This is a genomic window from Thioalkalivibrio versutus, from assembly GCF_001999325.1.
Taxonomy (GTDB): domain Bacteria; phylum Pseudomonadota; class Gammaproteobacteria; order Ectothiorhodospirales; family Ectothiorhodospiraceae; genus Thioalkalivibrio; species Thioalkalivibrio versutus.
Genome location: NZ_MVAR01000009.1, coordinates 15,127 through 33,020, shown reverse-complemented (window position 1 = coordinate 33,020; position 17,894 = coordinate 15,127). Strand labels below are relative to the sequence as shown.

The following is a 17,894-nucleotide window of genomic DNA, read 5'->3' as shown; positions in this document are numbered from 1 at the left end:
CGCGGACTCCGGCTTCTCCCACAGAACGCGCAGAGAACACGGCGCCGGGCAGGTCAAGGGCGATTCACAGCTAGACCCTGGGGTGTGAGGAACCGGGCTCGCGACCGCGCAGGGAAGCCCGGCTGCGGCGGCGAGTATGCGGCCGCCCATCCCGTCTTCCTGCACAGCGTTTTCCTCCGTGAACTCCGAGTTGGCTGGCACGAAAGTCGAGTCCGCAGAGCGAGGGACTTTATGGAGGGCTGAGCACGCCCCCAACGCAACAGGCCCCGGTGAATACCGGGGCCTGTGCGAACCATGGTCTTGCCCTGCGGGACTACCTGGACCAGAAGTTAAGGTCCTCGAAAAACCCCTTAACGCCGTCCAGCCAGGAGTGAGCCTGCGGGCTGTGCTTGGTACCGCCAGCCTGGGTGGACTCCTCGAACTGGCGCAGGAGCTGCTTCTGCTCCTTGGTCAGGTTGATCGGCGTCTCTACCACCACGCGGCAGATCAGGTCACCGACCCCGCCGCCATGCACGGACTTCACGCCCTTGCCACCAACCCGGAACTGCTTGCCGGTCTGGGTCTCCGCGGGGACCTTCAGCTTGACCCGGCCATCCAGCGACGGCACTTCCAAATCGCCGCCCAGAGCGGCCGTGGCGAACGACACCGGCACCTCGCAGTGCAGATCCGAGCCCTCGCGCCGGAACAACTTGTGCGGCTTGACCCGCACCTGCACGTACAGATCACCCGGCGGGCCGCCGTTCATGCCGGCCTCGCCCTGGCCTCCCAGGCGGATGCGGTCACCGCTGTCCACCCCGGCCGGGATCTTCACGTCCAGGGTGTTCTGCTCCTGCACTCGACCCTTGCCGTGGCAGGACTTGCAGGGGCTGGAGACGACCTTGCCCGCGCCCTCGCAACGCGGGCAGGTCTGCTGCACCGAGAAGAAACCCTGCTGGATGCGCACCTGGCCGACCCCATTACAGGTCGGGCAGGTCTCCGGCGAGGTCCCCGGCTCGGCGCCCGAGCCATCACAGGCCTCGCAGCTGACGGTGGTCGGGATACGGACCTTCACCTCGGTGCCGAACACGGCCTCTTCCAGGGTCAGGTCCAGGTTGTACTGCAGGTCGGAGCCACGATAGGCCCGCTGCCCGCGGCCGCCCCCGCCACCTCCGAAGATATCGCCAAAGATGTCCTCGAAGATGTCACTGAAGTTGGAGGCCCCGGCGCCCCCGCCAAAACCCCCGGCCGAGCCGTCCACGCCGGCATGGCCGTAACGGTCGTAGGCGGCGCGCTTCTGGTCGTCGCTGAGGACGTCATAGGCGGCGCGCGCCTCCTTGAACTTGGCCTCGGCCTCCGCATCCCCGGGGTTGCGGTCGGGGTGGTGCTTCATCGCCAGGCGGCGAAAGGCCTTCTTGATATCGGCGGCCGAGGCGTCCTTGGAGACGCCCAGCACCTCGTAATAGTCGCGTTGTGACATGGTCATTCCCTGCTGATTCGTGCGCGCGAACGCGGAATGCCTTCACGCAAACGCCCGGAGTCACGAGTACCCCGGGCGCGGCGTTCAAACAGTTCCGGCGGGACGCCATAGCGTCCCGCCGGCTGCGGCATCAGCCCTGCTTTTTCTGGTCGTCGTCGACTTCCTCGAACTCGGCGTCCACGACATCGTCGCCCTGCGGGCCACCCTCGGCCTGCTCGGCCCCGGCCTCGCCCGCGGCGTCCGCGCCCTGGGCATAGGCCTTCTCGGCCAGCTTGCCGGAGACCTCGGCCAGCTTCTGCGCGGCCTGCTCGATCACCTCGGGGTCGTCGCCTTCCATCGCGGTCTTGGTCTCGGCCACCGCCGACTCGATCGCGGTGCGCTCGTCGTCGGAGACCTGATCTGCCAGATCCTTCAGGGACTTCTCGGCCGAATGCACCAGGCCATCAGCCTGGTTGCGCGCCTGGACCAGCTGCTGGAACTTCTTGTCGTCCTCGGCGTGGGCCTCGGCGTCCTTGACCATCTGTTCGACTTCCTCGTCGGACAGGCCGGAGGAGGCCTTGATGACGATCTTGTTCTCCTTGCCGGTCGCCTTGTCCTTGGCCGAGACGTTCAGGATGCCGTTGGAGTCGATGTCGAAGGTGACCTCGATCTGCGGCACACCACGCGGCGCGGCCGGGATGTCCTGCAGGTCGAAGCGACCCAGCGACTTGTTGGCGCTAGCCATGTCGCGCTCGCCCTGCAGCACGTGCACGGTCACCGCGGTCTGATTGTCCTCGGCGGTGGAGAACACCTGATTGGCCCGGGTCGGGATGGTGGTGTTCTTCTCGATCAGCTTGGTCATCACGCCGCCCATCGTCTCGATCCCGAGCGACAGCGGGGTCACGTCCAGCAGCAGCACGTCCTTGACGTCGCCACCCAGCACGCCGGCCTGCACCGCGGCACCGACCGCAACGGCCTCGTCCGGGTTCACGTCCTTGCGCGGCTCCTTGCCGAAGAACGCCTGCACCGCTTCCTGCACCTTGGGCATGCGGGTCTGGCCACCGACCAGGATCACGTCGTCCACCTCGGAGGCGGACAGACCGGCATCCTTCAGCGCGACCTTGCACGGCTCGATGGAGCGCTTGACCAGGTCATCGACCAGGCTTTCCAGCTTGGCGCGGGTGATCTTCAGCGCCAGGTGCTTGGGCCCGGTGTTGTCGGCGGTGATGTACGGCAGGTTCACCTCGGTCTGCTGGCTGGAGGACAGCTCGATCTTGGCCTTCTCGGCGGCCTCCTTCACGCGCTGCATCGCCAGCGGATCGCCCTTGATGTCGATGCCCTGGTCCTTCTTGAACTCGTCGACCAGGTAGTCGATCAGGCGATTGTCAAAGTCCTCGCCACCGAGGAAGGTGTCCCCGTTGGTCGCCAGCACCTCGAACTGGTGCTCGCCATCCACCTCGGCGATCTCGATGATCGAGACGTCGAAGGTACCGCCACCCAGGTCGTACACGGCGATCTTGCGATCCCCGCGCTGCTTGTCCATGCCATAGGCGAGCGCGGCCGCGGTCGGCTCGTTGATGATTCGCTTGACCTCGAGCCCGGCGATCTTGCCGGCGTCCTTGGTCGCCTGACGCTGGGAGTCGTTGAAGTACGCCGGGACGGTGATGACTGCCTCGGTAACCTCTTCGCCGAGATAGTCCTCGGCGGTCTTCTTCATCTTCTGCAGCACGCGCGCGGAGATCTCCGGCGGGGCCATCTTCTTGCCCTGCACCTCGATCCAGGCGTCACCGTTGTCGGCCTTCACGATGTTGTAGGAGACGAGCTTGATGTCCTTCTGGACCTCGTCTTCCTGGAACTTGCGACCGATCAGGCGCTTGGAAGCGAACACGGTGTTCTGGGGGTTGGTGACCGCCTGGCGCTTCGCGGACTGGCCAACCAGCACCTCGCCGTCGTCACTGAACGCGACGATGGACGGGGTGGTGCGGGTGCCTTCCGCGTTCTCGATGACCTTGGCCTGGTCGCCTTCCATTACGGCGACGCAGGAGTTGGTGGTCCCGAGGTCAATACCAATGATCTTGCCCATGACTGAAATCTCCTGATGCGAAAAATTTTGCGCTGCAGAGCGTGTTTCTCTGCCAACTTGTACGGGAATCTGGGGCCCCGGGCCGGGTTTTCAAGGGGCAGCGTGTCCGATACCCCGAAAACCGGCCCGAAAAGACGGTGTCAGGCGCTTTCGTCGATGTTCGGCGAGGTCGGCGCCTTGGAGACCACCACCATCGCCGGGCGCAGCACGCGGTCCTGCAACCGGTACCCCTTCTGCATGGTGGCCACCACGGTGTTCGGCGGGTTCTCCGGGTCTTCCTGCATGGACATCGCCTGGTGACGCTCCGGATCGAAGCGCTGGCCGGTCGGGTCCTCGGACTGGATGCCGAACTTCTCGAACACCCGGGTCAGGTTCTTCAGGGTCAGCTCGGCGCCCTCGATGATGCGCTCGACATCCTTGGACTCGCGCGCCGCCTGCAGCCCCAGTTCCAGCGAGTCGCCCACCTCCAGCATTTCGGCAGCGAACTTTTCCATTGCGTACTTGTGCGCGTTCTCCAGCTCGCGCTCGAAGCGGCGGCGCTGGTTCTCCAGCTCGGCCTGGGCCCGCAGGGCCTGGTCGCGGCGCTCTTCGGCCAGAGCCTCGAGCTCCTGCAGCCGATCATCCGTGCCACCCTCGGCCTCGGGGGCCTCGTCGTTCCGGGTCTCGAGTTCTTCCGGCTGTTCCTGGGATTCCCGCTGTTCGGACATGCTGGCCTCGCAAATCAATGAAAAACAAAATCGCCCGCCGCGCCGATCACCGGCGGACAGGGTGGATTGGGTTGTCTATCTGGATGCTGGGGGCATTCCCCCCGGTTTCAAGGGGCCGCTACTTCGAATCATCCACCGGGTGATCGCCCAGCGCCGAGCCCAGCAGGCGGGCCGTCACGTCCACGATGGGGATCACCCGGTCGTAGGACATCCGCGTGGGACCGATCACCCCGAGCACGCCCACCACCTCGCCGTCGACACTGTAGGGCGCAGTCACCACCGAACAGTTCTCGAACCAGTCGAGCCCCGATTCGCGGCCGATGAAGATCTGCACCCGGTCGCCGCGGATGCACTGGTCGAGGATGCCGAGGATTTCCTGCTTCTCGTTGAAGGCCTCCAGCAACTGGCGCAGTCGGGCCATGTCCGCCAGCTCCTCGTAGCCGAGCAGGTGGGTCTGGCCGGCCACGACCACATCGTCCGGGTCCTCGTCGCCCACCGCCTTCTCGCCCAGGTCGATGGCCGCCAGCATCATTGCGTCCAGGTCGTCGCGCACGTCACGCATCTCGCGTAACAGCTCGGCGCGCACCGCATGCAGGCTCTTGCCGGCCAGATGGGCATTCAGGTAGTTCGCCATGCGCTGCAGTTCGTCCTGGCTGAAGTCACGATCCAGTTCCAGCACCCGGTTCTGCACCTCCTTGCCATCGATCACCAGGATCGCAAGGATGCGGCCCTCACCCAGGCGCAGGAACTCGATCTGACTGAGCGCCACGTTGCGATGCCGCGGCAGGCGCACCATCCCGGCCATGCGCGTGACCCGCGACAGCAGGTTGCTGGTGGCGTCCATCAGGTCCTGGGTGCTGGCACTCGGATCGAATCCCGACTGGATCGCACGGATATCCTCCGGCGAGGGATTGCGCACCTCCAGCAGGCTGTCGACGAACAGCCGGTAGCCGGCCGGGGTCGGTATGCGCCCGGCCGAGGTATGCGGCGAATGGATCAGCCCCATATCCTCGAGATCCGCCATCACGTTGCGCACGGTGGCCGCGCTCACACTGAGGCCAGAGGTCCGGGCCAGGGTGCGCGAACCGACGGGCTGGCCATCCCGGATATAGCTCTCGATCAGGGTCCGCAACAGGGTGCGGGCCCTGGCGTCCAGATTGATCGTTGCATTTTCCATGGATCGTCAGCGCTCCACTCGGTCGAGTGCTTAAAGGGTTCAGTCTTGGATCGTGCAGGAATCAGGTCAAGAAACCCCGGGTGCAGTCGCGGTCCCTTTTCCGGATAATGCCGGCATGATGCCAGACTTCAACAAGGTCGGACTGGTCGGCAAGTCCAGCGACTCGCGTACCGCGCCCCTGGTCGCGACCCTGGTGGGTCTGCTGCAGGAGCGCGGCCGCCAGGTCTTCATGGAACAGGAGATCGACGGCTTCGAGCGGCCGGACAGCGTCGGGCTCCTGCCGCTGGACGAGCTGGCCCACGCGGTAGACCTTCTCATCGTGATCGGCGGCGACGGGACACTGCTGGCCACGGCCCGCGTCACCGCGGATGCCGACACCCCGCTGCTGGGGATCAACCTCGGCCGGCTCGGCTTCCTGGTGGATGTCTCCCCCGACACCGCCCCGGAGGAACTGGGCGAGGTCCTGGATGGCGCCTTCGAGCGCGAACCCCGGGCCATGCTCGAGGCCGAGCTGATCCGCGACGGCGTCACCATCCACCGCGGGATCGCCCTGAATGACGTCGTCCTCCACGTGCTGAGCGTGGTGCGCATTATCGAATTCGACACCGCGATCGACGGCATGGATGTCGGACGCCTGCGGGCCGACGGCCTGGTGATCGCGACCCCCACCGGTTCCACCGCCTACGCGCTGTCCGCCGGCGGGCCGATCCTGACCCCGCAGCTGGACGCGATGGTGCTGGTGCCGGTCTGCCCGCACAGCCTGAATCACCGCCCGCTGGTCGTCAGCGGCCGCTCCACCATCGAGATCCGCCTGTCCAGCGGCAGCCGCTCGCCGGCCCAGGTCGCACTGGATGGCCAGGAGAACGTGGACTTCGCCCCCGGCGACCTGCTGCGCATCCATCGCCGCGAACAGGCCCTGACCCTGATCCACCCCCGCGAACACCACTTCCTGCGCGTGCTCCGCACCAAGCTGCGCTGGGGCGAGCAGCCCTGATCCCATGTTGCATCTGATCAGCATCCGCGACTTCGCGATCATCGACCGGCTGGAACTGGAGCTGGACACCGGCCTGAGCGCCCTGACCGGCGAGACCGGGGCCGGCAAGTCCATCCTGATCGACGTGATCGGCCAGCTACTGGGCGACCGCGCGGACGCCGGCATGGTGCGCGAGGGTGCCGAACAGGCCGATCTGTCGGCCGAGTTCGCCCTGCCCGCCAAGGGCCCGGCCAGCGCCTGGCTGGTCGAACAGGACCTGGCCGCGGCGGATGACGAAAACGTCCTGCTGCGCCGCGTGCTGACCCGCCAGGGGAAGAGCCGCGCCTGGATCAACGGGCGCCCGGTCGCGGTGGGTCAGCTGCGCACCCTGGGCGAATGGCTGGTGGACATCCACGGCCAGCACGCGCATCAGCAGCTCTTGCAGCGCGATACCCAGCGCCACTGGCTGGACGGCTTCCTCGACGGCAACCCGACGCGCGATGTCCGCGAGGCCTACCGCGCCTGGCGCGCTGCGGCGAGCGCTCTGGACCAGGCACGCGAGGCCCAGGCCGACACCTCCGACCGCCTCGACCTGCTGCGCTTCCAGAGCGGAGAACTGGCCGAGCTGGCCCCGGTACAGGACGAATACCCCCGACTGCTGACCGAACAAAACCAGCTCGCCCACGGCACCGAGGTACTCACCGCCCTCCAGACCGCCAGCCAGCAGATCGAGGAGGACAGCGGGCTGGACACGCAGCTGGGCCAGGTCCTGCACGCCCTGCAGGACGCCGCGCAACACGACGAACGGGTCAGTCCGGCGGTCGAGCTGCTGGAATCCGCCCGCATCCAGATCGATGAGGCCGGCGACCACCTGCGCCGCCTGGCCGACGGCATCGAGCTGGACCCGGAACGCCTCGCCGAGCTGGATACTCGCGTCAGCGAATACCTGCGCCTGGCGCGCAAGCACCGGATCGACCCCGAGGCCCTGCCGGGCCTGTTCGATGAACTGCAAACGGAACTGGATGCCCTGGAAAACGGCGATCAGACCGTTGAGGCCCTGGAGGCGCGCGAACAGCAGACCCGCGCGGCCTTCGATACCGCTGCCACGAAACTCACTCAGGCCCGCCGGAAGGCCGCCAGCCGCATCGGACAGTCGGTCACCGAGACCATGCAGGAACTGGGCATGGCTGGCGGCCACTTCGAGATCGGGGTCGAGCCCGCCGACAAGCCGCAGGCCCACGGCGTGGACCACATTGAATTCCGCGTGGCCGCGAACCCTGGTGCTGCGCCGCAGCCGATGGCCAAGGTCGCTTCCGGCGGCGAGCTCTCGCGCATCGGGCTGGCGCTACAGGTACTGGCCAGCGAGCAGCAGACAGTGCCCACGCTGATCTTCGACGAGGTCGACAGCGGCATCAGTGGCGCGGTCGCCGAGGTGGTCGGGCGCAAGCTGCGCAGCCTGGGCGAGCGCCATCAGGTCCTGTGCGTGACCCACCTGGCCCAGGTCGCCGCCCAGGCGCACCAGCAGCTGGAGGTACAAAAGAGCCACGCCAAGGACGGCACCCGCACCGCGATCCAGCCGCTGGACGACGAACGCCGCGTGGAGGCCCTGGCCCGCCTGATCGGCGGCACCCAGCTCACCGAGACCACCCGCACCCACGCCCGCGAACTCCTCGCCTCCGCCGGCTAGCGCCTCCCCGGAACCACGAATACCAGGGAAACCGTAGGATGCGATGAGCGCAGCAAATCGCATCATTCAAGACGTGGCACTCACCCCATGCTCCACCCGATGCGATTCGCTGCGCTCATCGGCATCCTACCGCTCACGGACCGGGCCGCCGGCGTCCCGGGACCACAATGAACGCGCCGCCCGGATCAGGACCGCGCCGGCCAGGCCCCATCCGGCAGGTAGCGCGCATCGGGCGGCAATTGCGGCATCCAGTACACCCAGAGGGCCCGGGGTCCCTCCTCCGTCCAGGCGGGAACCAGCGCGCGGCGATATTCCCCACGGCCGTCGCGGCGGAGGCCTTCGAGGGCGTCCACTGGCGGCAGGGTGCAGGCCGGGTCGGGCAGGCGGATCCATTCGCCCAGGACGCGGCCGCAGGCATCCCCGGCCCGCCCGGGTGGCACCGGGTTCCGGACGAGCCGCTGGCGGCCTGCATCGCGCACGGGATCGGGGCCCGCCTCCAGCAGGATGCTGTCACCGGGGATCTGTACGGCCGGGTAGCCCACCGGCAGGTCAAAGATCGTGCCTTCGATCGACGCGGGGCGGATCCGGAGGGCCCGCTCGCAGAATGCACGGTGGTTGGCAAAACCGCACTTGAGCGTCCCGTAGACGAACAGGTCCACCACCGCCGGCATGGCTACTCCCGCGGCAGACGGACCACCGGGCGCCACAGGCGCGCGGACTCGGGCACCTCGCCGGGCCAGTCCACGACGTAGTCGATCAGTGGCAGGTCCGGGGCGTCCTGCTCGCGGATCACGCGCCCGGCCACTGAAACGCGGGCGCGGCGGACCGTCTCCGGATCGCCGCTCAGCAGGGGATGCCAGGCTGGCAGAGGGTGGCCCTCGAAGCGCAGCCGGTAGGCGCAGGTCGGTGGCAGCCAGTGATAGTGCGGCAGGTCCTTCCGGGTCAGCTGGATGCAGTCCGGCACGAAGTCGCGGCGATTCGCGTAGTCCGAGCAGTAGCCGGTCTCGCAGTCGAGCAGATCGCAGGCCAGCCAGGTGAAGGCGAGCTCGCCCGAGTCCTCGTCTTCCAGCTTGTGCAGGCAGCAGCGCCCGCAGCCATCGCACAGGGCCTCCCACTCGGCATGGGTCAGGCTCTCGAGCGGGCGCTCCCAGAACGGGCGGTCATCCGTCGGGTTCGACTCACTCATGATCCCCGTGATCCTCGCCCAGACGGCGCCGCCCCTCGTCGCGCAGGCGCTCCACCGTCTGCCCCCAGCGGTCCTGGGTGACGTAATGCATCAGCACGCGGCCGCGCCGCGGGACCAGGATAACCACCCCCTCCTCGGGGTAGAGCCAGTAGCTGTGATCGGAGGCGATGCGCATCCGCTCGCGGGGCTCGCCGAAGCGCTTGGTGATCAGGTCCTCGGTCCATTGCGCGCGGGGGATATAGCTCATCTCGACGATCGGCACATTGCCCAGCGAGGTCAGGGCATTGTCGCTCAGCCCGTAGCGCCGGGCGCCACTGGGCATCGGGCGCTCGGAGGTGACTTCGGACTGAATCCGGTCCAGCGCGGCCTCGTCCAGATCCGGGCGCAGGATCAGGTTGGCCTCGAACGGCGGGATGCGCGCGTTCACGTAATAGGCCTCCAGCGAACGCGAGCCGTCCGCGTCCACGAACAGGCGGATATCCGGCACCGGCAGGCGGTGCATCAGATCCGCCATGGTGGTCTCGCCCAGCACGACCCCCAGCACCCGGGTGCGCTGGCGGTCCCCCACCTCGATCTGCCAGGGCAGATCGGAGAACTGCTGGCTGCGCATCCCGCCGGGGTTGGAATAGACCCACATGGCCAGGGCCAGGATGACCCCCATCACCACCAGCCCGATGATCCAGCGTATGCCCATTCCGCGATTCCCCTCGAGACAACGTGTAGCCCGCCCGTGGCGGGCGCTGTGCGGCGCCTCGTATAATGCGGCGCTCGCCCGACGACCGGATAACAGCCCACCATGTTCGCACGTTTGTCTGCCTGGATCACCGCCCGCTCCGTCCCCGGCGAAAGCAGCGGGCGCATCCTGGTCCTGGCCCCGCGGGCCACTCTGGAGACCGCCGCCGACTGGCTGCAGGAGCTGGCCGGGTCCGTCGGGCCCATCGCCCTCGGCGTCACCGACTGTGGCCAGGACCGCGAGGCCGAGGACCTGATCGACGGCCTCCCGGCCCTGGCGATGCGCCCCGAACTGGCCGCCACACGTCTGGCGCGCCTGCAACCGCGCGCCATCCTGGTCATCGGCCCCCTGCACGCTGGCGATCTGGACCTGGGACCCGCCCTCGGCGCGGTCCACGTGCCACGCATCTGGATCAATGCCGAGGGTGACGGCGCGGCAGGCGTCGAATGGAATGCGGTCTTCGCTGCACGCGAGGCCGCTACCCCCTCCGGCCCGGTCGAGGTGATCGGCGATCCGATCGCCGGGGCGGTGGAACTGCCGCCCGCGCCATCCGGAGATGACGGGTTCTGCGAGCGTTTTCGCGAGTACCACGAGAAGGGTCACCCGATCCTGCTGGCACCCAATACTGGCCCGGGCGAGGAGGCCTTCGCCTTCGCCGTGTTGTTCGCGATCCTGCGCAAGAGCGCCGCCATCCTGCTGCTGGCCCCGGCCGACCCGGCACGCCACGAGCCGGTCTATCGCGACGCGATCAAGTACTCCCTGCCGATCATCCGCCACAACCGCTTCATGACGTCCTTCGTGCCGCGCAAGAACCGGGTCTACTACATCGAGGACCCGGAGACCCTGCACGCCGCCTACACCTGCGCCGACGTGACCCTGCCGGGTGGCACCCTGGCCGCCAGCGAGACCCCTCCGGACCTGGGTCTGCCACTGGCCTGTGGCAGCGCGGTGATCTGCGGCCCCGCGCAGCACGAGCGCCATCCGGACGCCGCCACCCGGCTGCGCATCGCGGCCGAACACACCGGCCTGGTCGCCCGCGGCGAGGACCCCGAACAGGTGGCCGAAGAGGTGCTTGCCCGCCTGGCGGAAGGGATTGATCGGCAGGCTCGCCGCGAGCGTCTGGCTGCATGGCAGGCGCGACAGGCCGGCGCCCGCGAGGCTGTTCAAGCCCGCCTGCAAAGCTTGCTCGGCACCTCCTGACGCCTTCCTGGATGGGCTTCCGGTGAAGTGCAACTAATTGATCTATAATTCGGTCGTAGGGTTGCAACCGAAAACCATAACGAGTTCGAAACGATGATCGACGGAAGCACCTCCCTCGCGGGCATTCAGAAGGGCATGACCAGCATGCGCCAGCAGGCACATACGGTGGCCACCGAGAATGCGGGCAGTCGCGAGGGCATGGGCGCCCAGGTCGGCATGATCGCCAGCCAGAATCAGATCGAGGCCTCGGTGAAGACCCTGCAGGCCGAAGATCGAATGATCGGCTCACTGCTGGATGTGCGCGCCTGAATCCAGGCGACAAGACCACGTAACGATCAGGGGGGCTCGACGAGTCACACGATGGAAGTCCCAGTCTCCAACCCCTCAGCTGCAATACCGATCGGCACACGCCCGACCGGAAGCGACCGGCTGGGCCTGGGCCAACTCTCCACCCCGGCGGATTTCGAACGCCCGCTGAACGATCCGGAGGCCGGCGCGGCCCGCCGGCCGCTCGAAGACCGTCCGGAACAGGACGACAACCGGCGCGGTGATACCGAACAGGATCAGGGACTGGCCTTCCCGCGATCGGACCAGGAGATGGCCTCCCGCGCCCGCGTGGCGGCCCAGATCGAGGCGTTCCGCAGCGGCAATGATTCCGCCGAGGCCATGCCGGCGGACGGCGGCCCGCTGAGCGGTGGTGGTGTCGAGGCCCTGCGCCGTCGCGTGGAACTCGCGGTCAGCCTGGCCGGCCCGGCCGAAGAGCCGCGCCGCGAACTGAACGTAGTGATCTAGCCCAACGCCAACCGCAACGCCTTGCCCCTTTCTCAGTCTCAGGGACACCCCAGCGCGAGCGCCCGACCGACCCGCTATTGCAGACGGGGCGAGGAATGGCCCTGCAACCACTCCTGCGCACGCTCACCGGCATGCAGGCGCTGCTCCGGGCTCAGCTCGCGAGCGACCCGCTCGCGGTGCCGCGCGGCGCTCGCAACCCCCATCTCCGCCGCGATCGCATACCACTTGAACGCCGACACGTCGGAACGCTCCACGCCCTCGCCCATCGCGAACAGACGCGCGAGATTGGCCGCACCACGCCCCTCACCGGCCTCGGCCGCCAGCAGGTACCACTGTGCCGCCTGTTCCGGGTCCTGCGGCAGGCCCCGACCCTCGTCGAACTTGAGCCCCAGATTGAACATGGCCTGGGCGTTCCCGCGTTCGGCGGCAATATGGAACCAGCGCGCGGCCTCGTTGGGATTCGCCTCCGGCCCATCACCCTGATCGAACAGCACCGCCAGGTTGAAGGCCGCATCCGGAAAGCCGGCTTCGGCTGAGCGCTGGTACCACTGCGCGGCCTCGAGCGGATCCCGGGGCAGGTACTGCCCCTCGTCCAGCAGCACGCCAAGATTAAACGCGCACTGCGGATCACCCGCCTCGGCACCCTGGCGCCAAAGGGTCATCGCAGCGTCATGTTCGCCCCGGGCCCAGGCCGAGCGAGCCTGATCGAGGAGGGGGTCGGGTTGGGAGAATTGCGCCATCACTACGGTCCGTGAATTGCTTGGGCATCACTGTAGCGGTGGGTTCGTGATGCGTCGACAAACCGCACGGGGATACGTGATGAGCGCCACGATCGCCTCACCGAAACGGTGGAGTGTGATGAACTTCTCGCAACATATGAGGGGGTATTCCGGTCAACTGGATTGAACGTCATTTTTCCGTTCACATTCACCCCGGATACACAGGAGTTTCCATGAAACATTCCACCAAGATCCTGGCCGCCATGGCCATCGCGCCCCTCGTCTTCCTGATGGGCTGCTCCGACGGCGACATGGGCATGGACGAGTTCGAAGAGCAACAGATGCAGGAACAGCCCGAGACCGGTGAAGGCGGCATGCAGAGCGCCCCGCCACCCCAAGACGGCATGCAGCAACAGCAGCCGCCGGAAGGCGAGATGCAGCAGCCCCCGACGGATGACGGCATGGACGAGCAGGGCGGCTCCCTGGAACCCGAGGGTGACGACCGCCTCTGATCCTGCCCCGGATCCATCACCCAGGCGACCAGCTGGCGCTGGTCCGCCACAAAAAAGCCCCGACACGCTGCGCGTGCCGGGGCTTTCACGTACTGCAGGGCAGAAAATCAGTTGCTGAAGGTGTCTTCCATCTCGTCGCCGGCATCCTCCATCGAATCGCCCGCATCGTCCATGGCGTCATCGATGTTCTCGCCGGCCTCTTCCGCCGGGCCCTGATTGTCACACCCCGCGAGGGTGGCACTGCCCAGCGCCATCATCAGGGCAAGCATCAGGATCGTCAGTCGCGATTTCCACATGGTGTTCTCCTTTACCGTAAGGGTCCTTTCTCGCTTCGCCCCCAGTATCCGACAGTTACCCGTCGAACCGGGGACACTCGAGGCGTTGGACCCGGAAGCCCAACATACGATCCGTCTTGCCGGAAACCCGCCGTCCAGAATGTGACGGGCTGACGATTCCGGTTTCCCATACAAGAAGACCGCACCCGAGGAAGGTGCGGTCTGCGGTGCAAGAGACACCGACTCAGAACCGGTGCGTCAACCCGACCGAGAACGTACGCGGTTCGTTGGGCCGGGCACCGTCCGGGGAGCGGGCGATGATTTGTTGCTCATCCAGCACATTGCTCACCCGGGCATAGAGGTCGGTGTTCCTGCCCAGGGGATACTGGCTCACCAGGTCGATCGTCGTCAGCGACTCGGTGCGGTCGAATGCGCCCGCGCTCCGGTTACAGCCATCGCTATTGCAGGTCGCGTCGATGTACTTCACGACCGCGTAGTGGTTCCAGCCACTCGCGTGCTCGAGGCCCCCTCGAAGGCTGAACTGGTGGCGCGGGATCCCCTGCAAGCGATCGCCCTCTTGCTGCCCCGAGGCCGGGTTGTCCGCGCTGGCCTTGGCGCTGGTGTAGGTGTAGCTGGCCTCCAGGGGCGCGTGGAAGGATCCCAGGTCCACCCACGTGGAGGCCCGCAACTCCAGTCCGGAGATGACCGCCTCCCCGGTCGTGAAGGTCCCGGAGGTGGAACCGTCCGAGCAGGGCGTCGCCACCGAGCAGTTCTGCACGAAGTCGGAGAAATCGCTGTAGAAACCAATCGCCTCGACAAACGCATTGTCGCCCTGATACCGGGCGCCCAGTTCCCAGTTCGTGCTGGTTTCCGGGGCCTGGTCTTCGGTCGCACCGCCCCCCAGGGGAGCAAACCCACGGTGAACCCCCGCCAGCAGTTGCCAGCGATCCGTGAAATCGTAGGTCAGCGAGGCCCCCGGCAGCCAGACGCTGCTCGAATTGGAGCGCCGCGAATCCACGACGTTTCGCTGCGTATCGGCATACTGGGTCCGCGAGGTCTCGACATCCTCGTAGCGCAGCAGCAGGTTCGCGGTCAGCCGGTCACTGACGTACCACTCGTCGGCGAGCCAGAAGCTCCAGGCCTGCGCATCCTCGAACCGGTTGTTGCTGCCCGTCGGCTGGATGGTCTCCTGGTAGACGAGGGAACCGTTCACCTGATCGTAGATGTCGTCCGGCTGGAAGCGGTCCATCTCGTCCTGGTGATAACGGACACCCGCACGCAGCCAGTGGTCCCCGAAGTCCATGCCCAGTTCGGTCTGGATACCCTCGGAGACATATTCGCGGTTGTTGTTGCGGTAGGTCAGCCCCGCCACATCGTCTTCGCCCCGGAGGATTCGGTGCGCGGTCGCATCGCCCCGATTGGCGTCGTCAATGAACGCGCCACCCCCGCCCAGCTTGAACCAGTTTCGGGCGAATTCGTTGCGGTACAACGTGGTGGCCATGCGCACGCGCTCGGACCAGTCGATGTCGTGCGTGACGCTCAAACCGAGGTGGTCGTTCTCCATCTGATCGATCCCGGACAGGCCATAGCGCCGATTGGGATCACGCGCGAAATCCGCGTCGGTCAGGCCAAGATAGGTCTCGTTGGACGTTTCCTCCGAGTACTGGACCTTGGCCTCGATGCTCTGGCGCTCGCCATCCCAGCGCAGCTTGCCGACATAGTCCTGGATGTCGTAGCCGGTATCGCGGTGGCTGCGATCGATATCCTTGAAGCCGGCCCCGTTGCGCTGGACGGTCTCGACCATGTAGCTCCAGTCACCGGAGCGATCCCCGAACATCGCGTGCACGTCGATGCCGCCCCGATCGTTCACCACCGTCTCGATGGAACCTTCGCGTTCCCGGGGGATGGGCGTGGATACCAGATTGATCACACCCCCGGTGGTCTGCGGCCCGTGGCGCAACAGCGGGGCCCCCTTGAGCACTTCGATCTCGTTGATCCGCATCGTGGTCGGGAAATAGTAGGCCGCCGGATTGGAATACGGTGCCGGGGCACTCAGCACGTTGTCCTCCATCAGGGTCACCTTGCTGCTGCGGCCCGGAGGCGCTGCACGGATCCCGATATTGGGGCGCAGACCCGCCCCGTCTTCCTCCTGCACATACACGCCGGGCACGGTCTTGAGCGCCTGGTGGATGTCCGTGGTCCCTTCGGTTTCCAGCTGTTCGCGACCCACCACGGCCGCCGAGCCGGGCAGCCGCTGCGTCGCGGTCACGTCTCCGAGGATTTGCACCGGCGCCAGCCGGGCCTCGGCTCCGGATTCGGCGGTCGGGGCAGCCTCGTCGGCATGCAGCGCGGGAATCCCCACGGCCCCGGCAATTGCGAGTACGACGGCACGTCGCCTCCATGCCCCGGAGTTGCGCGAGTGGTCGGCGGGGCGTGCGATTCGGCGGCTTGCCAGATGGTTTCGAGCCATGGTTGTCTCCCTTGAGTTGGCCAGCATCAACACCGCCACGGACGCCGGGGCGCCGCGGATCGGTGACGGATTGGAGGCTGGCTGAGGGAGGGACTCCCCTGGCTGGCAGGTGCCACGGTGAGACCGTGGCGGATACTTCGTTGGTACTACTTGGTCAGGATCAGCTTGTCGTTCGCGGTGCGGCGCAGGGTGTACCACTCGCCGCGGTGGAAGATGCGGATCTGCCGCGCGGGGCCCAGCAGCTGCTCACTGGCGATCTCGCGCGGGCCCGGATCCTGGTGGACAGCCGGCTTGCCGGGTGGATGCGTTCCGGAATTCATTGTTCCCCCTCCGGTTCGGAGACGAAGGCCATGCGGCTCACCCCGGACTGGCGCACCTCGGCCATCACCCGGGCCAGGCGCTCGTAACGCGTGTCACGATCCGCGCGCAGATAGATCGCGATGTCCGGTTGTGTCTCCAGCGCCTCGCGCAGGCGCGCCGGGAGACGCTCCAGCGAGACCGACTCGTTGTTCCAGTACAGGTCGCCGCTTCCGTCCAGGGACAGCGTCACGCTGTCCGGCCGCTCGTCCACCGGCTCGCTGGTGGCCTGGGGCAGATCCAGATCCACCGAGTGGGTAATCACCGGTGCAGTGATGATGAAGATCACCAGCAGCACCAGCATCACATCCACCAGCGGGATCACGTTCATGTCCGACATTGGTTCGCTGGTGTCGCCCATGCGTCCGAAGGCCATGGCTTAGCCCTCCTGGTGCAGGCCGTCGTCCGGCAGTGCATGCGGATCGGTGCGGCGGTCACGCGCCTCGCGAGCATTGCCGGGCTTCAGGTCAGAGTGCATCAGCAGCGCATGCACATCGTGTGCAAAGGCCTCGAAGTCCTGATGCAACAGGCGCTGGGAGCGATTGAAGATGTTGAAGAAGGCCACCGCCGGGATCGCCGCGGCCAGGCCGGCGGCCGTCGCCACCAGGGCCTCGCCGAGCGGACCCGCCACCAGATCCATGGACACCGACGACTCCTGTGAGATGTCGATCAGGGCGCCATGGATACCCCAGACGGTACCGAGGAGTCCGACAAAGGGCGCCAGCGCCCCGACCGAGGCGAACACGATATTGCCGGCCTGCATGCGCAGCAGCTGGCGGTCCATCGCCTGGCGAATCCGGCGCACCACGTGGTCATCCAGGCGCTGCTCGGCCTTGTCCGACCCATCACGCACCCCGCGGTAGTCGTCGAACGCGGCAAACGCCTCCTGACCGATCACCGCCAGCGGGCCGCGCTGGTCGTGGATCGCATCGTGGAAGGCCGGCGCCGTCTGGCTGGCATCGAAGGCCGCCAACGCGGCGCGGTTGTCGCGACGCACGCCAATCAGCGTCAGCAGCTTGCTCGCGGCAATCGCCCAGGTCGCGACGGACATCAGCAGCAGGATCGCGAAGACCGCGACCAGCACCGGGTCACCATGGCGAAACACGTAGAAGACATCGAACTCGTTCATGCAATCATCCCCGGCTGCGCAGCGCTTCATGCGCCGGCCTTGTCATCGAATCGAAAAGTCCATCGGTACGAGCACCACGCCCTCCACCGCGCGTCCCCCACGGCGGGCAGGCTCGAACTCCCAATGCTCGATCGCCGCTTCGGCGGCATCGTCCAGGCGCCGGTGGCCGCTGCTCTCCTCCACCGACCAGTCCAGCGGCTGCCCCTGCGCGGAGACCCGGACTCGCAGCAGGACGGTACCCTCCTCCCCTCGGCGCAACGAGATTCGCGGATAGTCCGGCGGCGGGTTATTCAGGTACTCCGCCCCGAACCCCGGCTCCTCGAAGGGCTCGTCCTCTTGGCCCACCGGACCACCGGGGGCCGCCTCCGTCGCCGGCTCCTGGTCTTCGGCCGGCCCGGACGCGCCCGAACGACTCGGTTCTGGCTCCGGTTCTGGCTCTGGCTCTGGCTCTGGCTCCGG

20 protein-coding genes are annotated in these 17,894 nt (G+C 67.0%); 6 read left to right on the top strand and 14 right to left on the bottom strand.

Annotated elements, in window-relative coordinates; all coding sequences use genetic code 11:
• Positions 1–313: 313 nt before the first annotated feature.
• From dnaJ to hrcA, 4 genes are all read right to left on the bottom strand, one after another.
• Positions 314–1,462, bottom strand: coding sequence for a molecular chaperone DnaJ (gene dnaJ / locus B0684_RS03770; RefSeq protein WP_018169152.1), 1,149 nt, complete (start codon positions 1,460–1,462; stop codon positions 314–316).
• A 124-nt stretch (positions 1,463–1,586) separates the two neighbouring features.
• Positions 1,587–3,518: a molecular chaperone DnaK gene (dnaK, locus tag B0684_RS03765; protein ID WP_018145344.1), complete on the bottom strand. Its 1,932-nt coding sequence runs from the start codon at positions 3,516–3,518 to the stop codon at positions 1,587–1,589.
• A gap of 140 nt (positions 3,519–3,658) precedes the next feature.
• Positions 3,659–4,225: a nucleotide exchange factor GrpE gene (gene grpE, locus B0684_RS03760; protein ID WP_018145343.1), complete on the bottom strand. Its 567-nt coding sequence runs from the start codon at positions 4,223–4,225 to the stop codon at positions 3,659–3,661.
• 118 nt (positions 4,226–4,343) lie between these two features.
• Positions 4,344–5,402: a heat-inducible transcriptional repressor HrcA gene (gene hrcA, locus B0684_RS03755; protein ID WP_018145342.1), complete on the bottom strand. Its 1,059-nt coding sequence runs from the start codon at positions 5,400–5,402 to the stop codon at positions 4,344–4,346.
• 115 nt (positions 5,403–5,517) lie between these two features.
• On the opposite strand from hrcA, the gene B0684_RS03750 reads away from it, so the two are divergent.
• The gene (locus B0684_RS03750) at positions 5,518–6,396 is read left to right on the top strand and encodes an NAD(+) kinase (RefSeq protein ID WP_018169154.1); all 879 of its coding nucleotides are present in this window, start codon (positions 5,518–5,520) and stop codon (positions 6,394–6,396) included.
• Between the two features lie 4 nt (positions 6,397–6,400).
• A complete protein-coding gene (gene recN, locus B0684_RS03745; protein WP_018649684.1) occupies positions 6,401–8,062 on the top strand; it encodes a DNA repair protein RecN in 1,662 nt (553 codons plus the stop codon).
• A gap of 185 nt (positions 8,063–8,247) precedes the next feature.
• On the opposite strand, the gene B0684_RS03740 is transcribed toward recN, so the two are convergent.
• From B0684_RS03740 to B0684_RS03730, 3 genes are read right to left on the bottom strand one after another with little or no spacing between them, the layout of a single operon-like run.
• Entirely contained in the window at positions 8,248–8,733 is a 486-nt protein-coding gene (locus tag B0684_RS03740; RefSeq protein ID WP_018649683.1) for a gamma-glutamylcyclotransferase family protein, read from the bottom strand.
• Between the two features lie 2 nt (positions 8,734–8,735).
• On the bottom strand, positions 8,736–9,248 hold the full coding sequence (locus B0684_RS03735) for a YcgN family cysteine cluster protein (protein ID WP_018145338.1): 513 nt from the start codon (positions 9,246–9,248) through the stop codon (positions 8,736–8,738).
• Positions 9,241–9,942 (bottom strand): hypothetical protein, encoded by a 702-nt coding sequence (locus B0684_RS03730; RefSeq protein ID WP_018649682.1) that lies wholly within the window; start codon positions 9,940–9,942, stop codon positions 9,241–9,243. The genes B0684_RS03735 and B0684_RS03730 overlap by 8 nt, the downstream gene beginning before the upstream one ends.
• Positions 9,943–10,044: 102 nt before the next feature.
• On the opposite strand from B0684_RS03730, the gene B0684_RS03725 reads away from it, so the two are divergent.
• The 3 genes from B0684_RS03725 (at position 10,045) to B0684_RS03715 (ending at position 11,973) form a co-directional block, all read left to right on the top strand.
• A complete protein-coding gene (locus B0684_RS03725; protein WP_018649681.1) occupies positions 10,045–11,181 on the top strand; it encodes a hypothetical protein in 1,137 nt (378 codons plus the stop codon).
• A 93-nt stretch (positions 11,182–11,274) separates the two neighbouring features.
• Entirely contained in the window at positions 11,275–11,490 is a 216-nt protein-coding gene (locus tag B0684_RS03720; RefSeq protein WP_018145335.1) for a hypothetical protein, read from the top strand.
• 51 nt (positions 11,491–11,541) lie between these two features.
• Positions 11,542–11,973, top strand: a complete 432-nt coding sequence (locus tag B0684_RS03715; RefSeq protein ID WP_018169159.1) for a hypothetical protein — start codon at positions 11,542–11,544, stop codon at positions 11,971–11,973.
• Positions 11,974–12,047: 74 nt separating this feature from the next.
• On the opposite strand, the gene B0684_RS03710 is transcribed toward B0684_RS03715, so the two are convergent.
• Positions 12,048–12,713 (bottom strand): tetratricopeptide repeat protein, encoded by a 666-nt coding sequence (locus B0684_RS03710; RefSeq protein WP_018649680.1) that lies wholly within the window; start codon positions 12,711–12,713, stop codon positions 12,048–12,050.
• 212 nt (positions 12,714–12,925) lie between these two features.
• Here B0684_RS03710 and B0684_RS03705 point away from each other — a divergent pair, with 212 nt between their 5' ends.
• Positions 12,926–13,204 (top strand): hypothetical protein, encoded by a 279-nt coding sequence (locus B0684_RS03705; protein WP_018169160.1) that lies wholly within the window; start codon positions 12,926–12,928, stop codon positions 13,202–13,204.
• Positions 13,205–13,311: 107 nt separating this feature from the next.
• On the opposite strand, the gene B0684_RS03700 is transcribed toward B0684_RS03705, so the two are convergent.
• The 6 genes from B0684_RS03700 to B0684_RS03675 all read right to left on the bottom strand — a co-directional run.
• Entirely contained in the window at positions 13,312–13,500 is a 189-nt protein-coding gene (locus B0684_RS03700) for a hypothetical protein (protein WP_018145331.1), read from the bottom strand.
• Between the two features lie 223 nt (positions 13,501–13,723).
• Positions 13,724–15,949 carry a TonB-dependent receptor family protein gene (locus B0684_RS03695; protein WP_463606920.1) on the bottom strand — a complete coding sequence of 742 codons (2,226 nt, stop codon included), beginning with the start codon at positions 15,947–15,949 and terminating at the stop codon, positions 13,724–13,726.
• 146 nt (positions 15,950–16,095) lie between these two features.
• The gene (hemP, locus tag B0684_RS03690) at positions 16,096–16,269 is read right to left on the bottom strand and encodes a hemin uptake protein HemP (protein ID WP_018649678.1); all 174 of its coding nucleotides are present in this window, start codon (positions 16,267–16,269) and stop codon (positions 16,096–16,098) included.
• Positions 16,266–16,682, bottom strand: a complete 417-nt coding sequence (locus B0684_RS03685; protein WP_018649677.1) for an ExbD/TolR family protein — start codon at positions 16,680–16,682, stop codon at positions 16,266–16,268. The genes hemP and B0684_RS03685 overlap by 4 nt, the downstream gene beginning before the upstream one ends.
• Before the next feature lie 3 nt (positions 16,683–16,685).
• A complete protein-coding gene (locus B0684_RS03680; RefSeq protein WP_018169164.1) occupies positions 16,686–17,435 on the bottom strand; it encodes a MotA/TolQ/ExbB proton channel family protein in 750 nt (249 codons plus the stop codon).
• Between the two features lie 42 nt (positions 17,436–17,477).
• The coding region (locus tag B0684_RS03675; protein WP_233123378.1) for an energy transducer TonB at positions 17,478–17,894 on the bottom strand (417 nt) is incomplete at its 5' end.